Raw genomic sequence first — 17197 nt, 5'->3', positions numbered from 1 at the left:
ACTAGGCTTTCCGTGGGCTTGAGCTCAGCCACCTCGAAAAAAAGAAGTTCACTTTTTTCCTGCTCAGGTCTGCACTGCGCTTTCCCACAGGAGTCTCCGTGTTTTTCCTCCGCTAGCTAGTCTTATTAGCCTATTTATTCACTAATATCAACCATATATTTTAGTGGTGACCCATAATGTAATTTCTTTCTCTATCGATTATATGGCTTAAGATGCTTTTCTTTTAAGGGAAAATTCTCTAGAGGATATATACTTCATTCCATTAGATACTTAAATTAAAGAGTCGTTCGTTTTCTAATGGAACGAACGACTCTTTATACGTCATGTTGGAAAACTGTCCTTCATCCTTATTCCTTTTTTTCATTCATTTCCTGAAATTTTCGTAAAAAAGAAGTATTTTGCTCCTAACCTAAAAATCAAACACCTTTTCGGAAACAGTAAATGCTTCTAAAGCTTCTTCATCCATTTCATAACCAATCCCAGGCTTATTTGGCACTTTAATTAATCCATTTTCCACGGTGGCCTCAGGTGTAATAATATCTTTTTCCCAGTATCTCGAGGAACCTGCCGTGTCACCTGGTAACGTAAACCCAGACAATGTTGTTAATGCAATATTATGTGCGCGTCCAACACCAGCTTCAAGCATACCACCACACCAGACGTCAACGCCATGCTGCAGGCAGTAATCATGAATGCGTTTCGCCTCGGTAAGTCCACCAACACGTCCAATTTTTATATTAATAATTTGACAGCTTCCTAGCTGGATCGCTTTTCGTGTATCATCCAGAGAGTGAATGCTTTCATCCAGACAGATCGGTGTCTTCATGACAGCTTGAAGCTTGGCATGGTCAACAATATCATCATGTGCCAAAGGTTGCTCAATCATGGTCAAGTTCAGGTCATCCAGTTGTTGCAAATGCTCGATATCTGCTAAGGTATACGCTGAATTCGCATCTGCCATGATTGGCGTATCTGGAAACTGTTCGCGAACCGCACGTAAAACATCCACATCCCAGCCTGGTTTAATCTTTATTTTAATACGCTTATAGCCTGCATGAACATAGTCATCAATCACGTTTAAAAGGTCTTTTACCTTTGGCTGAATACCAATGCTGATACCGACATCTATTTCTTTTTTCTCTCCACCGAGTGCCGTTGCCAAAGGGATGTTTTTACCCTTAGCATACAGATCCCAAACAGCCCCCTCTAAAGCTGCTTTCGCCATATTGTTTCGTTTAATTGGTTCAAAGAGCTTGGACACGTCATCCGGATGGTTTATTTTATTTTCCTGCAGAATTTTTATTAAAAAATCTTCCATGACATGTACGTTGGTTTGTACCGTTTCTTCGGTATACCAAGGACTAGTAAAGGCAACTGATTCACCAAATCCGCTATTCCCATGTGTATCAATCGCTTCTGTTATATAAAATTCTTTATCTTGCATTGTGCCAAAACTTGTTCTAAATGGATTTAGTAACCGCATATTTAATTTACGTAATTTTATCTGTTTAATTGAAATCGCCAAATTCAAAACCTCCACTTTTTAGGTGCCTGTCACTTCCCGGTTTTTGTCGAATGGTATGTGTTAATATGGGTAAAATAATTGACTATAATAGCATTGTAAATGACCAGCCTTTATACTGAATATAGTACCACAAACAGAGAGGAGAGACTTACGTGACTGATCAGAATAACACACTTCCACCAAAAACGTGTACGATTGAAAAACTTGTGACCGTTGATGCGGATGTTGAAAAAGTAATTAATGGGGAAAAAACAGCAACCCGCCGAAATGGCCGTTACGCAGATATTGATGAGGTGATGACGCTTAAAGGGGTAAAAATCGTTGTGAAAAATGTGTATGCACAAATGCTTGGAGAAGTGACAGATCAAGATGCCATGCAGGAAGGGTACGAAAATGTTGAAGCATATAAGCAGGCTATATTATCCATCCATCCTGGTATGACATGGGAACCCGATATGAAGGTTTGGGTTCATGAGTATGAGCGTACAGAATAATATAGAGGGGGTGCCGTTTTTGAAAGGTGCCTGGAAAATTACTGGATGAGTAAAATTTCTACTAATTGAAAATGGGAAATGGAGACCAATCAAGCTGCGTTAGGAAAAATAGAAAATGGAATTGCCCAGAAAGAAGTGGGAGTAGTCGAATTATTATCAGGTGTTTACATTGTTGGTTCTGATGTGCCTGCCAGGTCGCTATCTATAGGCAGGGAACAAACTTTTTTGTGTATAATGCTAGCTGGCTCCGTGAAGGTTAATACAATCTTAGGGGATGATTGCTGTTGTACACACGTGGATTAATCCCTAATTCGTAAATGTGGGGTGTTATTCATGCTCCAATTTGTAATATATACTATTTCAAACATTTTTTAAAAAATGCTCATTGGTGTTCCAAGTGGGTATTTTTTACATTGGATTACTGCCCGTTAAACTGCGATAAACTTAAGCCATCATCAAAGCAGGGGCTAACTTCCAATCTCCAGAATGAGTATCAGATATACTGCAGGATAACGTATCTTTCACCCCTTGACACATCCTTTCAAAAGATGTAATCTATTACGCTGTATGCAAATTTAAAATGCTTTTTAATTCTCACATACGAATGATCGCTGTAAAGATACCGGCGGTTAGTGCATGAGTATGTGAGTTTTTTTGTGTTATAGGAGGAACGATTTTGAAGAAATTAAGCAAGAATGATCAATCAATTGATAAGCCCGTTCTGTTTCTCAGTGGGGGTGCATTGTTGGCCTTTGTAATCTTCGCATTGATCAACCAGGATTTGGTTACACTTATGGTAGATTATTTATTTGGCTTTTCGGTAAAATATTTTGGTTCGATTTATCAGTTCTTGGTGATGGGTACTTTTTTAATAGCATTGTTTCTGGGGTTTTCCAAATTTGGAAAGATCCGTTTGGGGAAACTGGATAAACCAGAGCTTGGCTATTTTCAATGGCTTTCCATCATTATGTGCACATTACTGGCAGCGGGTGGTGTGTTTTGGGCTGCGGCCGAACCATTGAGTCACTTTTTGACGGTACCACCGCATTTTCCTGGTATAGAGGCAGGTACGATGGAAGCAGTTGCGCCCGCACTTGCGACAAGTTTTGTTGATTGGGGCTTTCTTTCATGGGCGCTTCTTGGAACGCTTGGTACCATCGTGTTAATGTATTCCCATTATCATCGTGGTGCACCTTTGAAGCCGCGGTCATTACTTTATCCGATTTTTGGGGATAAGATTGCAAAAAGAAGTGCACTCGGTACATTTGTGGATACATTTTCCATTATATCGGTTGCAGCTGGTACAATCGGTCCAATCGGATTTCTTGGTTTACAGGCCGGTTATGGGATGAGTGCATTATTAGGAATACCTAATAATGTATTGATTCAATGCACCATCATTGCTGTAATTGTCATAGCAGCTGCAATTTCTGCGGCTACTGGAATTCATAAAGGTATTAAGCTGTTAAGTACCTATAATGTTATCTTGGCGCTATTATTGATGGTGGCTGTTCTTATACTTGGCCCAGGTTTGTTTATTTTTGATTCGTATTTAGAATCATTTGGGTTGTATGTACAGAATTTCTTTTCAATGAGCACCTACCGTAGTGATGAAGCTTGGCTTGGAGCATGGACTGTATTCTTCTTTGCCTGGTTCATTGGTTATGGGCCGATGATGGCTATGTTTGTGAGTCGTATTTCTCGCGGTCGTACGATTCGAGAGCTTGTTACGACGGTTGCGGTCATTGCACCTGTTGTAGCGACATTCTGGTTTACAGTAGTTGGAGGGGCTGGGATTTTCAATGAGCTTAAAAACCCAGGTTCTATTTCCGATGCACTAAGCAGTGATGGTCCGCCAGCAGCAATGATCGCCATTGCGGAACAGTTGCCGTTTGGAACAATTTTAGGGTTTCTATTCCTGTTGGCAACCATTGTTTTCGTTCTTACAACAACTGATTCCATGTCCCTGACAATTTCAATGGCGATTACGGGGAATGGCAATCCATCTAAAGCCTTGCGTGTATTCTGGGTGTTAATTATGGGGCTTGTAGCGACTGTCCTTCTAACGATCGGGGAAGATAGTGTTGAATCCCTGCAATCCTTTATTGTTGTTACAGCAGTTCCGGTATCCTTGTTAATGTTAACGACATTTTGGACCGCTCCGCGAGTAAGTAAGGCGCTTGCTAGGGAACAGTCTATTATTCCAGAAAATAATAAGAAATAGAAATGAAGAAGTAGTTTGGAAAATAATTAGGCACTTAAGGTGTAGCGCTAGTAATGATTGCGCTGCACCTTATTTTACATAGTAGCTTTTGCCTGATTGGTCCACTAGCAAGTTTATACGTGTGGCCTGAGTTAAGGGGAAATGTAAAATATATAAGAACACCAATAATTTTTGAAATGAATGTGAATCCAACTATTTAATTTAAAAGCAAAGGCATCATGGGATAGGTTCGTCAATTGTGTTTAAACAGGGGATGTTATTTTGAATTTACAGTTGCAGATTCATATCGGGCCGCGACGCATAATAATGGGGTTATGAACGGGATTTCTGCCGTTGTGCTTGCAACTGGAAATGATACGAGAGCGATAGAAGCAGGTGCCCATGCCTATGCTTCTATCACCGGAAGCTACCGTAGCTTAACACAATGGGAATGTGGAGAAAACAATGCGCTTATTGGAACCATTGAAATTCCAATGGCTGTCGGTATAATTGGTGGTGCCACACAATCACACCTGTTGCTAAATTGGCAACTAAAATTTTACAAGTGGAGACAGCGGAACGCCTAGCAGGAATTATTGCATCAACAGGCTTAGCTCAGAACTTCGCAGGCATCAAAGCATTGGCTGGTGAGGGTATTCAAAAAGGACATATGAGATTACATGCCAGAAACATGGCATACATGGCCGGCGCAAGAGACGAGCAGATTGATAAGGTAATGGAACTTGCCGCTAAAGAGGAGAGATTCCGCTTTGATGATATAAAACATTTTGTAGAAGTCACTCAGCATAATTATTCGCTAAGACGCTAAGCGATGAACTTTATCCTTGGTATGCATAGAACGAGCGCGTGCAAATGGTCATATGATAGGATGTATTGTGTCAACTGTCCGTCAAATTAGGAAAAATGAAAAACTGGAGGTGGTACTTTGGGCGAAGAAAACAAAAATTACGTTGAAATTTGGGGAGACAATGTGAAACTTAAAGATCTTGGGATTGCAATGGCACTTTGTATCTCTTTTGCACTTGGAGGGTATATTTTGGCCCCAGGCGACGCTCCGCAGCCGTTAATTATAGGGTTAATAGGTGGGGTGGTCGGATTTATTAGTAGCAGTATTATTATTAAACCAAAACGGACGATTTCAAAAATGGACGGGGATGAATAAACCATGGATATGATGATTATTTTACAAATGATTCTCGCAAGCATTGGCGGGGCAGTCGTTTACACCATTATTGGAGTCGCTCCAGGAACCGATGAGACCGCAGTACTAGCGCCAGTCACCATCGCACTTGCGCTTTTAGGGCTGTCACCATACGTTATTTTGGCTTTCTTTATTTCTGCTATTGTCGCAAAAAAACTAACTGATTCCATTCCGGTTGCTGTTGCCGGTATACCAGGCGGTGTGATGGCTGCGCCAATGGTTGAGCATGCCATGGTATTGAAAGCGCATGGAATGCCAGATGTCAGTATTAAAAAGATGTCGTCCGGATCTGTAATTGGGACATTAATTGCCATACCTGCTAGTTTTCTGATCGCTAATTTAATTCTTCCATATGCGGATACAATTAGTGAGTATGCTGGACTTATTTTTTTCTTTGGAGCGGTCTTCTTAGCATTACTGACCAAGAACAAAATTCTATCACTTGCTATGATTGTACCGTTTGCATTGCTGATTCAAGGTCTCAGACATCTATACTGGGGATTAGATGTGATCCCGGCAGATGAGACGGTTTTTGTTTCTTTCTTTTTAGGAATAACAATCGGACCCATTGCATTTACGCTATTTAAACTTTTAAATAAAGAGAATCGCCAAAACACTCCGAGACTGGGAAATAAGGAAATTCGTTTAAAAGCATCCAAGAAAGAAAAAGGAATTCCAAATCCATTTAAGGTTTTAACAAAAAAAGAATCAGGTTCCGCTGCACTTGGTAGTTTCTTAGGTTCTGTTACCTTCTTTCTTACGCCAGTAGGTATGAGCGTGTTTTTAGGGGAATTTTTAACAAGACATATTAAAGATCCTGTGCAAAGAGCATCGAGAGCAATTTCAACAATGGATGGATTAACAAATGCAGCTTATATTTCTGGAACGCTCATTCCTTTAATTGCAATTGGGTTACCTTTGTCACCGACGGCAATCGGACCTGCAGCCGGATTGTTTAATGCTCCACCTGTATTCACACCGGAGCATAATATCCATCATATGCTTTCTATCGGTGAAATAATGACCGCCACTATTCTCGGTGCAAGCATTGCCTTATTTATTACCTATTTTGTAATGATTAAATATGCTGGTCAGATTTCTGCATTTGTATTCAAACTCGTCCCTCATGAAGCGTTGATTGGGCTTTTTGCTGGACTTGTCGTTATGCTTGCCTTCATGGATGCAGGACTGATCAACATCTTTGGCGTCATCTTGATCGCAATCGTATCTGGTTTACTGCATAAAAACGGTGTAAATTACGGCGTCATGTTCATGGTTCTCTACGCTGCACCTTGGCTTCTCGGGCTTTTAAGTTAGGTGTACCAGGTCACCATTTAGATAGTACATTAGGGACTTTGCATGGCTGTTGTCATTAACTAGTGTTGCTTTAGGCATTTTTTCCTCTATATAGTGCGACACTATTCATGAACATTTTATGTGTTCGTAGTAGTTTTATATTGTATGTTATTGCTGAGCCTACTAAAAATCGGACTATGTATAAATTAACTGCTGTAACCTACATATAGTTTGACTTCAAAATAAGTCAAATTTCAATAAATTTCAATAATTTTTCTTACAATCTTTAGGGGTATATGAGATAATGAGGTACAAGAAGCAGGTTTTTATTTTAGAGCCAAGTTCTTTATTTACTTTTAAATATAAATGAATAAACATTTTCCCTAAGGAGCTGATACTATGTCAAGTAAAGGCGGTAAATATATCGAAGTTACCCCTGGTATTGAACTATTCATCCAGGACATTGGCACAGGCGATCCAATCATCTTTATCCCAGGATTTACATTTACAACGGAAGTTTTCGATAAACAAGTAGCGTATTTTTCAAAAGAGAATCGCGTTATTGTGATTGATCCACGAAGTCATGGGAGGTCAACCGTTACACCGTATGGTAATGATTATGTGACACATGGGGAGGATTTGGCCAGTGTGGTACAAACATTAAATCTGAAAAATGTAACACTGGTTGGCTGGTCCTTTGGCTGTTTTACCATTTGGGAGTACATCAAACAACATGGGATTACCGATATCAAATCATTAGTTTTGATTGATATGCCCCCGAAATCATTATCTGTCAATGAGGGAGATTGGGTCGAAGGGGATCTTGATGAGATCGCGGCCATTTACAATACGTATTTGCGAAGTCCTGAGGGGCAACGGGAGTTTTTCACTGATTATAGTACACAAGTTATGGTACAACGGGAATTGCAAGCGGATGAATTAAACTGGCTGGTAGACCAATCTTTAAAAACGCCATACTACATTGCCGGGAATCTTTTTGCATCAGGTATGTTTGCCGATTATCGAGAAATTGCAACGTCAGCAAGTCAATCAGTACCCACATTAACTATAGTTGCTGAGCATTGGGCGGAAACGGCAGCATCCTATATAAAGAGCGTTTATCCAGGGACAAAAATAGAAGTACTAGGCGGACATATGATGTTCTGGGAATATGGTGATAAGTTCAATGGCATTGTTGATCAGTTTTTGAAAAAGAGCACTTGATTTCTTGGTAATCAAGTACAAAACATTGTTATGGATGGAATAAGCAATAGATAATTATTAATATAAAAATCGAGTAGTAGGGGGTTAGTGACCTCAAACTACTCGATTCATTTTATTCGCTTACAATTTCCCTCAATACATAATCCCGTCCCGCTGATGCGTCTCTTCAAAAAAAGCTTGCTCAGGGTCAAAGTAATCTTCATTATACTGCGCGTGAAATTCTCCGTCTTGAACGTAGCCTGCACCCCATGTTGGATCCATTACGAGCCAGTCACCATCCGCCATCACTTCGACCCATGCATGACGCTCACCGGCAAAACCTTCGATAAAATTAGCCTCCATGCCGAGTGCTCTTAGCAATGCGGTTGCGAGAAACGCATAATCCTGACAGATGCCGACCCCGGATTCCAGTGTCGTGAGCGCGCTGTCACCTAGATTAAACATGTCGTTCTCTGCTTTGGGCACGTCATAAGCTACATGTTTTGCCACGAATTCATAGACTGCTTTGGCCTTATCCCGATCATTCTCAAGCCCCGCGGTAATCTCTTCTGCTTGTTGAATAATGGCCGGATGATCAGATTCAATGCCTCTTGCAGGCAGTAACGCGCGCTCATCGGAAATATCCTCCACCTGATGATTTACTTTTGCCACCCCTTCGAAATAAAACATGGATTGATCATGCTGCTCCAATTCGGGTACATTGACGATCACTTCATAATCGCCGGGACCAAAGCGGAAAAAGGCCTCACCATCAAACTGGTAATTTTCAACTGGAATAAGGTATCCAGATTCTACATCTTCCTCTGGTTTATTCACGGTCACGATCACATGCGTGATGTCCTCCGCACCGGTAAGATCTGGATTAATTTCCCCGGAAATACTGTATGCTAAGTCATGTTGAACCGCTTCTTGCTGCCATGTTGGTTCATGAAGCGTCACTCCACGTTCCGTATAGGAGGTGAATGTTTCCATTTCCGCAAACGCCATAGCTGTTTGATTGTCTGCGTAGAATGAGGCAGAATCATAAAATAATTCATCTTCCTCATTATATCCCTGAACACGAATGGAATGGACTCCTTCTCCAAAAAATAGAGGCACATCTCCGGAAAAAGCATTATCTTCAACAGGAAGCGTGATTTGCCTGTTTTCATTGTCCTTATCCACCTGTACAAGCACCCTTTCTCCCGCATAATCATCTGGGACCGTTCCTTCTATAGACACGCTCGCATCATGTTCCTCTAGCCCCAGTGTTGGGCTTGTTAACTGGATATCGTTGGCCACGCCATATTCCGTATATTCTATTTCTCGTTGGATGTCCTTATCCTGATTAACGACGGCAAAACTCGCAACATCATAATAACGGTCTTCTTCATTTGGATCATTACTTGGAGCTCTGACCGATACCTCGTACTCCCCCTCGCCATGATGTAAGTTTAAGCCGTGCGAAAATGCATCCTCATCAAGTGGAATAAAATAATGGAATTCATCTGTATCGAGGTCTTCAATTGCTTCTTTGGCTGTTAGCACCACCCAAAGGTGATCCTTATTTAATTCTCCAAACTGCCCCAAACTTCCTTCGATATCTAGTGTTGTTTCTGCCTCAATCCCATCATGGGCAGGTTTATCTAGAGAGAAATCGATCTCAGATGCGTATTGACTGAGCTGGATAGCCGTTGCATCAACCGCTTCCACTTCTGATTGTGCTTGCTGTTCCTCGTTCGTTTCCGTTTCTGCTTCTGATTCTGATTCAGTTGTTTCCTCTGTCTTGTCTTCCGAGCAGCTTGTTAAAATAATAATAAAAGAAATAATGGCGAACAATAGCTTCGTCTGTTTCATAAAATTTATCCCCCCGAATTAGATGGAAATAAGGTATACGACCATGAATAATTGAACTACCCCCTCTTACCACCCTTATGGGTTGCTTGAAGTGGGGGATTCCTAAGAACACCAACCTATCGATCAGTTATGAATTAGGCTATCCCCGCAGTTCCTGCGGTTAATCGTAATGCTTCATTACGAAGATTGATACTTGCATTAATATCTCTTTGGTGATGGCATTTACATATTTCACAAGTCCATTCACGCAAAGCGAGATTTTTAACGTCTTTGTTTTTGTGACCACAATTTGAACATAGTTGACTTGATGGAAAGTTTTTAGCAACAGCAACTACCCGTTTACCGTACCAATTAGCTTTATATTCAAGCATGGTTCTGAATTGTGACCATGACACTTCGCTAATAGATTTTGCAAGATTGTGATTTTTTAACATATTTTTTATAGACAAATCTTCAATCCCGATGATGTCGTGGTTTTTGACTATCTCGGTTGAAATCTTATCTAACATATCTTTTCTTGCATTAGCGATTTTTTCGTGAAGTAGAGCCACTTTTCTTCTTTGTTTATTCCAATTAGCTGAGCCGATTTGTCGCCTTGACAGAATCACCTGAGATGTTGCCAGCTTCTCTTCTAATGTGCGGAAAAATTTGGGGTTTTCATATACTGTTCCATTTGAAAGTGTTGCAAAATCTTTTAATCCTACATCGATTCCTACGGATGAACTTGTCTTTTCATGGTGCCCGACTTCGGTCTCGACTAATATCGAAACAAAGTATTTACCTGAAGGCTTACGTCTGACAGTTACATTCATAAGGCGACCTTCCACTTCACGACTTTTGGCAAAACGAACGTTCCCTAGCTTTGGCAGTTTAATATGTTTATCCAAAACTGCAATATTTTCATTTACATATTTCGTTGTATACGATTGAACAGGATTCTTCTTTGATTTAAAACGAGGTTCACTGTTCTGTTTCTTGTAATAACGAGCATAGGAATCATTCACGTTTTCAACTGATTTTTGAAGTGCAATACTATCAACTTCTTTTAGAAATGGATAGTTTTTCTTTAATTTCCGAACCGCTTTGATAGACGCGTTTTTATTGAAAAACGCTCCCTTCCAATTATTTTGAAGGAGTTGCCCGTTTTGCACCATTTCATTCACAATATACCAGTAAGCGTCTTTCTCTTTTTGTTTTCCTGCAAAATAGTTATAGACAAAACGAGCGCAGCCAATCGTCTTATTTATTAAAGTTACTTGGTTTTTATTTGGATAGATGCGGAAATTAAACGCTTTTTTTACTTTCATTGACTTTCACCTCCTCATGTCCATTGTATCAAATGAAAGAGCATATTAAAACGTTTGTTCGATGTGTTTTTCGGACAATTTGGATGGCAAAAGCCAACCCTCGTCCGAAGGTGATTCATCTCCCCCTTTCCATTGGGCTATGCCCTTCGCACGCTTGAAGAGGGAGTTTTCTCGCCTGTTTCTGATAAAATCAACGATAAAAACGATTCCCCACACCATGGAAATACCGTAAATCGTTTCATTTGCGTATGGCGATTCGGCTGCAGTCCCCGCCTCGATCCATGAGAGATCTGTTACATATACGAGCATTTCATCCAAGCTATCCGTCCCGTACACCCAAAAAATGGCCTGCAAGCCAACAAATACAATGAAGTGCACCATAGCGCTCCAGCGGTATTTTTTCGGCAGTAAGAAAGTATAAAAACTTTCTTACTGCATAAGTGCAACTAAGGCATTAACCGAAAGGCTTGGTAAATGCCAAGTTTTCTAACCATAAACTTTGGATCCTTATTCCTTTTTATGACACGATGGTCTTTCTCTGTTAAAAGATCCACACCACGCCAAGCACCAATTTTCTTTCGCATCCAGCGATCCAATTTCATGAAATCAACTATGCCAAACGTACATGCATAAATCACAAAAATGGTGATGATAATCTGGAAGGTTGAAATTTCCCCAGTTTCCCAGTAAATCAAGATTGCCAGCAATGCCTCAAGCATCAATAGTACGAGAAAAGCAAGAAGAAAAAGTAAACTCTGCCTTTGTTTGCCTAATAAATAACGAACGACGCCGAAGAGCAGAAGTGCAATCAGTGATAACACTTCTGCTGCAACAAATATTTCCCATTGATATGTAAGAATCAGATCCATCCGTTCATCCACCCCATCATTAATCTAATCTCAGTTTCTATTTATTTTTTGGAAAAGTCAACATATTTTTTAAAATAGTCGATATGTTTGGTCTATTCGGATGGGGGGAACTACCTGGCTATTAATTGATTGGATACCTCTGATTTTTCTTTGGATCTGGCTGCTCATTGATATTTTCCTCGTACTGGGATGTGTCGTAACCTGCGCTAATTTTAGCGTGTTCTATCCATCAACTACTTTCCAGTCCCAGTAAGCTTTCTTTCATGGGAATGCCGCCGCGAAAACCTGTCATTTTTCCATTTTTCCCAACAACCCGGTGGCATGGTACAACGATCATCACAGGATTTGCACCGATCGCCGTCCCAACAGCACGCACCGAGCTGGGCCTATCGATGTTTTTAGCTATATCTGTGTAGGTGCGCTTTTCACCGTATGGGATGTTTTGCAGCTCTGTCCAAATTGCTTCCTGAAAATTTGTGCCTATGAAGTCTACCGGTAAATCAAAGGATTGGCGCTCGCCATTAAAGTATTCCACTAATTCTTTCTCGTAGGTTGCTACTTTATCCCAATCTTCAACCAGTGTTGCTTTGGGTCTTTTTTTCGCAAACCAATCCTTCATCTCATCAAGATCCTCATTTTGCGAACCGACAAAGCAAAGTCCCTTGTCCGTTGCTGCTATATAGAGCGACCAGCCGCGGGTATTGATGTGTCCGTAATATGCTTCTTTATTGTATGTCATGTAAGCACCTCTTTTTTGGCAGTTTTTCAGTATGTCTAAAGTAATACATCGCCTTATCCATTCGAACAAGTTGCAGCTATTCCAACGGCATCATCCCATTCACACTTTTGGGCACACGGTGCAAATGGTACGAATTCTATATCTTCTTATTTTCACATATAACATGCGATTATTCATCCATTATTTTATAATTTTTAGTTGAACCATAAGTTCCTCTACTTTTATTTTACCATGCGAAAGGGGAAAGGTCTTTTTTTACAGATAGGAAGAAAAAGGTGACGAGGGGAATGGTACATTAGCTAAAAGTCGCAAAGACGCCTTCTACTGGTACAAAAACGTGATCGGAAATAATGGTGAAAATCTATAATAAATCTATTAAAAAGGGAAGCTCTCATTGATGGGGCTTTCCTTTTTATTTTCAAGCATTTTTTGTAGTTGTGGGGTTTTGTGGCCAAATCAGGGAGAGCCTAGAATTAGACTTAAAAGTGGACAGGCAATAGAGAGAATGTAGTAAATAAAATCATTAATGAACTGGAGCGTGTCCTCAATAAGTAGACGATATGATCAAGAATTTAAACAGTATATCGCAAAATGGTGCTCGAGCGAGCGGGAGATTGCCTCACTCGAGCGGCGGAAGCTTCTACTCGAACGAGTGGGTGCCCCACTCAAGCGGTAGTGACAATTTTGAAGTTGGTGCTCGAACTCATAGAGGTGGCGCTCGACCTGGCCATCCTCTTGCTCGACTTAGGAGTGCTGGTGCTCGAGCGAGCGGGAGATTGCCTCACTCGAGCGGCGAAAGCTTCTACTCGAGCGAGTAGGTGCCCCACTCGAGCGGTAGTGACAATTTTGAAGTCTGGTGCTCGAACTCATAGAGGTGGCGCTCGACCTGGCCATCCTCTCGCTCGACTTAGGAGTGCTGGTGCTCGAGCGAGCGGGAGATTGCCTCATTCGAGCGACTTAGGCTCAATTCGGCACATCCTCGGACAGCGCGTTCACACTCGACCAACCGAATTGAGGCAACGTGTCGGGAGTACCTACAATTAAAAGTTATCTGTATAATCCAATGAGTAGAAAAATTCCCTTGTTTTGGACTAGCCCGTGTGATAAAGTCATATTGTATATTATAGAGGGGGAGGGGGATTAAAAATGAGATTAATTATGAAGTTGGCTCTTGGGATTGTGATCGGGATTGTCGTTGGTTTGATTGTACCTGAATTTATAACTAGAATTATCGTTACGTTTAAAGAGATTTTTGGACAATTTCTCGAGTTCACGATTCCACTTATTATTATCTTTTTTATTGTTAGTGGTATTGCCAGTTTTGGAAAGCAATCAGGAAAAATGCTTGGTTTAACTTCTCTTATTGCTTACTCTTCAACCATACTTGCGGGTATTTTAGCGTTTATTGTTGCTCTTATCTTTATACCAATGCTAGCTGGCCAAAGTGGTGGTGCTGCAGAGGAAGCAGCAGGGTTTGAGCCTTTTTTTGAATTTACCATTGACCCGATTACAGGTGTCATGACAGCATTAGTAGCCGCATTTGTATTTGGTATTGGTATCACAAGACTGAACAGCCCCACATTAAAGTCCTTTTTCGACGAAGGAAAAGAGATTATAGAAAGAATGATATGGAAGATTATCATTCCCATTTTGCCATTTTATATTGGAAGTATATTCGCAGAACTTGCTGCTGACGGAACAGTCTTAGATACGTTAAGGGCATTTGGACTCGTATTGGTCTTAGCTGTAGCGGTTCATTGGGTATGGATAACGATCTTGTTTACAGCTGCAGGTGCTTTCATCGGCAGAAATCCTTTTTCAGCTTTAAAAACGATGTTGCCAGCTTACTTTACAGGCCTCGGGACGATGTCAAGTGCTGCGACGATTCCAGTTACCGTTAGACAATCGAAAAAGAATGATGTCAGTGACGGGGTAGCAGATTCTGCGGTTCCTTTGTCTGCAACGATTCATTTATCTGGAAGCACGATTACACTTGTCCTTTGTTCAGTAGCTGTCATGGTACTCTCAAATGACTTATCAATGCCTACGTTCGGGATGATGTTACCATTTATTATAACGCTAGGAATCATTATGATTGCTGCACCTGGTGTCCCTGGTGGTGCGGTCATCGCTGCATTAGGTTTATTAACGACCATGCTTGGCTTCGATGAAACAGCTTTAGGCTTAATGATCGGCTTGTATATGGCCCAGGATAGCTTAGGTACAGCTGCAAACGTAACCGGAGATGGAGCGATTGCTTTAATCGTTGATAAGATGATGAATAAAAAATAGAATGAATTAGGTGCCTGTCACTTCCCGGTTTTTGTCGAATCAGGTATACCGCAACGATCTCCTCACGAATGGTGAGGGGATCGTTTGTTTCTGCATAGGAAACTATAGAATTTAAATGCTGTGAATAACTTGGTTACCAGAATATCCACGTCCAGCTCCAGCGCCCAGCAACTATCAAACTTCACACCCCTCCACTACGATAAAGAAGACTTGCCGATTGGCTCTGCCAGAGGCTTAGTCGCACTTATACCCTTGTGGTGAAAGTCAACATCGACTCACTTCGTTTGTCGTGTTTCCTTTTCGCTTTCCAAGCATAAGATTCACTTTGACTTTCGCCACTACTGGCGATAAGTCAAGTTCATCTAATCTCATTGCGGAGTGCTCCAGTTTGTACATTGCTAAACGGGCGCTTGCGCTTTTGCTTTCACCAGCTTCAACTAAAGTATTTATTCACCAATTTTTCTGCTGTTCGTGTCGCTAACGCTTGAGCAGTCAACGTAGGGTTCACTCCTCCAGCGCTACCCGGCTCGACACTAGAGTCAGCGATGAAAAGCCGTTTTACTTGGTACGCTTCACAATTCGTGTCTACAACAAAGCCCATTCGCATGGTGGTTAGGATATGGGCAAAGAAGTTAGCAGGCCAATCCGAGCGGTGAACCTTCTTCGCTCCAGCTTTACGTAAAATATCTGTTGTGATTTTGACTAACTCATTTCGCTTCTTCGTATCTTGCTTGCTAGGCGTGTACTGAATGACAGGAACTGGCCCATGCTCATCTTTAATGAAAGGATCAACGGTTACACCATTCCTTTTATCTGGTTGATCATCCGTTAGGATTAAGAAACTTAACATGTTTCGGTAATGGTCCATCCATTCTTTTAATTCATTCCCTACAACTTTTCCCTGTAAATCCCAGGGTGTTTCAGGAGATGGATTTTGCCCAGTAGTATAGTCACTTTGACTGAAACCAAAGGCTAAACCAGAAAATAAACCAGGGCTGATTCCGGATGGTTGGATTGCTCCCAGTCCTGGATAATCCAACCTGGCAGCTGATGTATGGCCGACAAATGGATTTACGTTAGGATGGCCTAATATACTTACGAGGTCCTTTTCGTCAAAAACACCAGTAACCCAATCCCAATAATTATTCGTTAACCCACGCCCGACCCATTCGTTATGAGGTAAATCTGAATTAAGCCAAAGTCTTGGGTTTTCGATACTTCCTCCTGCCATGACAATGGTTTTTCCGTACAATTCTCCTATTTCTCCTGTCCATGTATCTCTGAACTGCACGCCACAAGCCCTGACCCCTTCCACTGGATCATTGTCGGTTAAAATTTTCGTCGTAAATGTGTTGGGACGAATTTCTACATTTCCCGTTTTGAGAGCTAGAGGGACATAGCTGACATTAGTCGCACGTTTGGCCACTTTGTCCACTGATGATCCGTATGGACAACCATTGATGCAATGACCGGCTAGTGTACATCCTTCCATGTGTGATAATTGCTCCATGCTAACAGAAGGGTCCATCAAGTGTTCGTTAGGAGGTAAGATGGCATTGGGTTGTGGACGGTAACCGGGAGAAGTAGGATTTAAGGTATCAATGAAGGACCATCCCGCCTTTTTGGATCCGTAGTAAAACAATTCCTCTTTTGAAGTGGTAGGGGCAAATTGAACGGGCAGTGTCGCCTCTACCTTTTCGTAATAAGGAACTAATTCCTGGTAAGAAATGGGCCATTTTTCAACTGCCGAAGCAAAGGCTCGGGGTGAGTTTGCCCAGTAATGTTGTGTTGACCCACCTACACCTGAAGCTTGCCAAGCCATCCCGTTTTCAGGGATATCTCGATGCCACACGGACTGGCGGCGATCCGCAGAACCCCAGCGGAAACGGCCAGTAAGAAAATCGTTCATGGATTTTTCATATCTATTATATTGCCTCCGTAAGAGGTTAACATCTAAGTCAGATGCACGTGAACTACTGACTGGCCCACGCTGCTGGTTCGGCTCTTCCCACTGTTTATTCCCATACCAAGGACCAGCTTCAAGAACAAGAACGTTGAGTCCATATTCACCTAACTCCTTAGCAGCAACCGCACCTCCAGCGCCAGCTCCGATGATTATGACGTCTGCATCTGAAGACATTCATATTCCTCCTTTTAATAAAATTTGTCGATCAGGAATCGGTGAGTGCA

14 protein-coding genes and 2 pseudogenes are annotated in these 17197 nt (G+C 41.4%); 9 read left to right on the top strand and 7 right to left on the bottom strand.

Annotated features, from left to right (window positions below):
- Nucleotides 1–409: 409 nt before the first annotated feature.
- Nucleotides 410–1519 carry an o-succinylbenzoate synthase gene (menC, locus tag OLD84_RS15100; RefSeq protein WP_264917499.1) on the bottom strand — a complete coding sequence of 370 codons (1110 nt, stop codon included), beginning with the start codon at nt 1517–1519 and terminating at the stop codon, nt 410–412.
- Between the two features lie 158 nt (nt 1520–1677).
- Here menC and OLD84_RS15095 point away from each other — a divergent pair, with 158 nt between their 5' ends.
- The 7 genes and pseudogenes from OLD84_RS15095 (at nt 1678) to OLD84_RS15060 (ending at nt 7964) form a co-directional block, all read left to right on the top strand.
- Entirely contained in the window at nt 1678–2019 is a 342-nt protein-coding gene (locus tag OLD84_RS15095) for an ASCH domain-containing protein (protein WP_209464443.1), read from the top strand.
- 78 nt (nt 2020–2097) lie between these two features.
- Nucleotides 2098–2322, top strand: coding sequence for a hypothetical protein (locus OLD84_RS15090; protein ID WP_209464444.1), 225 nt, complete (start codon nt 2098–2100; stop codon nt 2320–2322).
- A 373-nt stretch (nt 2323–2695) separates the two neighbouring features.
- Complete coding sequence (locus OLD84_RS15085; RefSeq protein WP_209464445.1) at nt 2696–4243, top strand: BCCT family transporter; 1548 nt, start codon at nt 2696–2698, stop codon at nt 4241–4243.
- Nucleotides 4244–4557: 314 nt separating this feature from the next.
- Nucleotides 4558–5051 (top strand): annotated as a pseudogene (locus tag OLD84_RS19485) (hypothetical protein).
- Between the two features lie 117 nt (nt 5052–5168).
- Complete coding sequence (locus OLD84_RS15070; RefSeq protein ID WP_209464446.1) at nt 5169–5405, top strand: hypothetical protein; 237 nt, start codon at nt 5169–5171, stop codon at nt 5403–5405.
- 3 nt (nt 5406–5408) lie between these two features.
- The gene (locus tag OLD84_RS15065) at nt 5409–6761 is read left to right on the top strand and encodes a tripartite tricarboxylate transporter permease (protein ID WP_209464447.1); all 1353 of its coding nucleotides are present in this window, start codon (nt 5409–5411) and stop codon (nt 6759–6761) included.
- A gap of 378 nt (nt 6762–7139) precedes the next feature.
- The gene (locus tag OLD84_RS15060; RefSeq protein WP_209464448.1) at nt 7140–7964 is read left to right on the top strand and encodes an alpha/beta fold hydrolase; all 825 of its coding nucleotides are present in this window, start codon (nt 7140–7142) and stop codon (nt 7962–7964) included.
- Nucleotides 7965–8096: 132 nt separating this feature from the next.
- Here the strand turns inward: OLD84_RS15060 and OLD84_RS15055 are convergent, their stop codons facing one another.
- The 5 genes from OLD84_RS15055 to OLD84_RS15040 form a co-directional block, all read right to left on the bottom strand.
- On the bottom strand, nt 8097–9800 hold the full coding sequence (locus OLD84_RS15055; RefSeq protein WP_209464449.1) for a transglutaminase domain-containing protein: 1704 nt from the start codon (nt 9798–9800) through the stop codon (nt 8097–8099).
- 134 nt (nt 9801–9934) lie between these two features.
- Nucleotides 9935–11107, bottom strand: a complete 1173-nt coding sequence (gene tnpB / locus OLD84_RS15050) for an IS200/IS605 family element RNA-guided endonuclease TnpB (protein ID WP_209464450.1) — start codon at nt 11105–11107, stop codon at nt 9935–9937.
- 45 nt (nt 11108–11152) lie between these two features.
- Complete coding sequence (locus OLD84_RS19345; RefSeq protein WP_319961345.1) at nt 11153–11488, bottom strand: hypothetical protein; 336 nt, start codon at nt 11486–11488, stop codon at nt 11153–11155.
- 65 nt (nt 11489–11553) lie between these two features.
- Nucleotides 11554–11976: a hypothetical protein gene (locus tag OLD84_RS19340; RefSeq protein WP_319961344.1), complete on the bottom strand. Its 423-nt coding sequence runs from the start codon at nt 11974–11976 to the stop codon at nt 11554–11556.
- A 229-nt stretch (nt 11977–12205) separates the two neighbouring features.
- On the bottom strand, nt 12206–12715 hold the full coding sequence (locus tag OLD84_RS15040; RefSeq protein WP_209464451.1) for a methylated-DNA--[protein]-cysteine S-methyltransferase: 510 nt from the start codon (nt 12713–12715) through the stop codon (nt 12206–12208).
- A 268-nt stretch (nt 12716–12983) separates the two neighbouring features.
- On the opposite strand from OLD84_RS15040, the pseudogene OLD84_RS15035 reads away from it, so the two are divergent.
- Together OLD84_RS15035 and OLD84_RS15030 are read left to right on the top strand one after the other, a co-directional pair.
- Nucleotides 12984–13082 (top strand): annotated as a pseudogene (locus OLD84_RS15035) (family 1 glycosylhydrolase); the annotation flags it as partial.
- 779 nt (nt 13083–13861) lie between these two features.
- The gene (locus OLD84_RS15030) at nt 13862–15007 is read left to right on the top strand and encodes a dicarboxylate/amino acid:cation symporter (protein ID WP_209464452.1); all 1146 of its coding nucleotides are present in this window, start codon (nt 13862–13864) and stop codon (nt 15005–15007) included.
- A gap of 433 nt (nt 15008–15440) precedes the next feature.
- Here OLD84_RS15030 and OLD84_RS15025 read toward each other — a convergent pair whose 3' ends face one another.
- A complete protein-coding gene (locus tag OLD84_RS15025) occupies nt 15441–17147 on the bottom strand; it encodes a GMC family oxidoreductase N-terminal domain-containing protein (RefSeq protein ID WP_209464453.1) in 1707 nt (568 codons plus the stop codon).
- Nucleotides 17148–17197: the final 50 nt, after the last annotated feature.

Origin of the sequence: Virgibacillus natechei, assembly GCF_026013645.1 — a bacterium.
Taxonomy (GTDB): domain Bacteria; phylum Bacillota; class Bacilli; order Bacillales; family Amphibacillaceae; genus Virgibacillus_L; species Virgibacillus_L natechei.
This window is presented reverse-complemented; position numbering and strand designations above follow the sequence as displayed.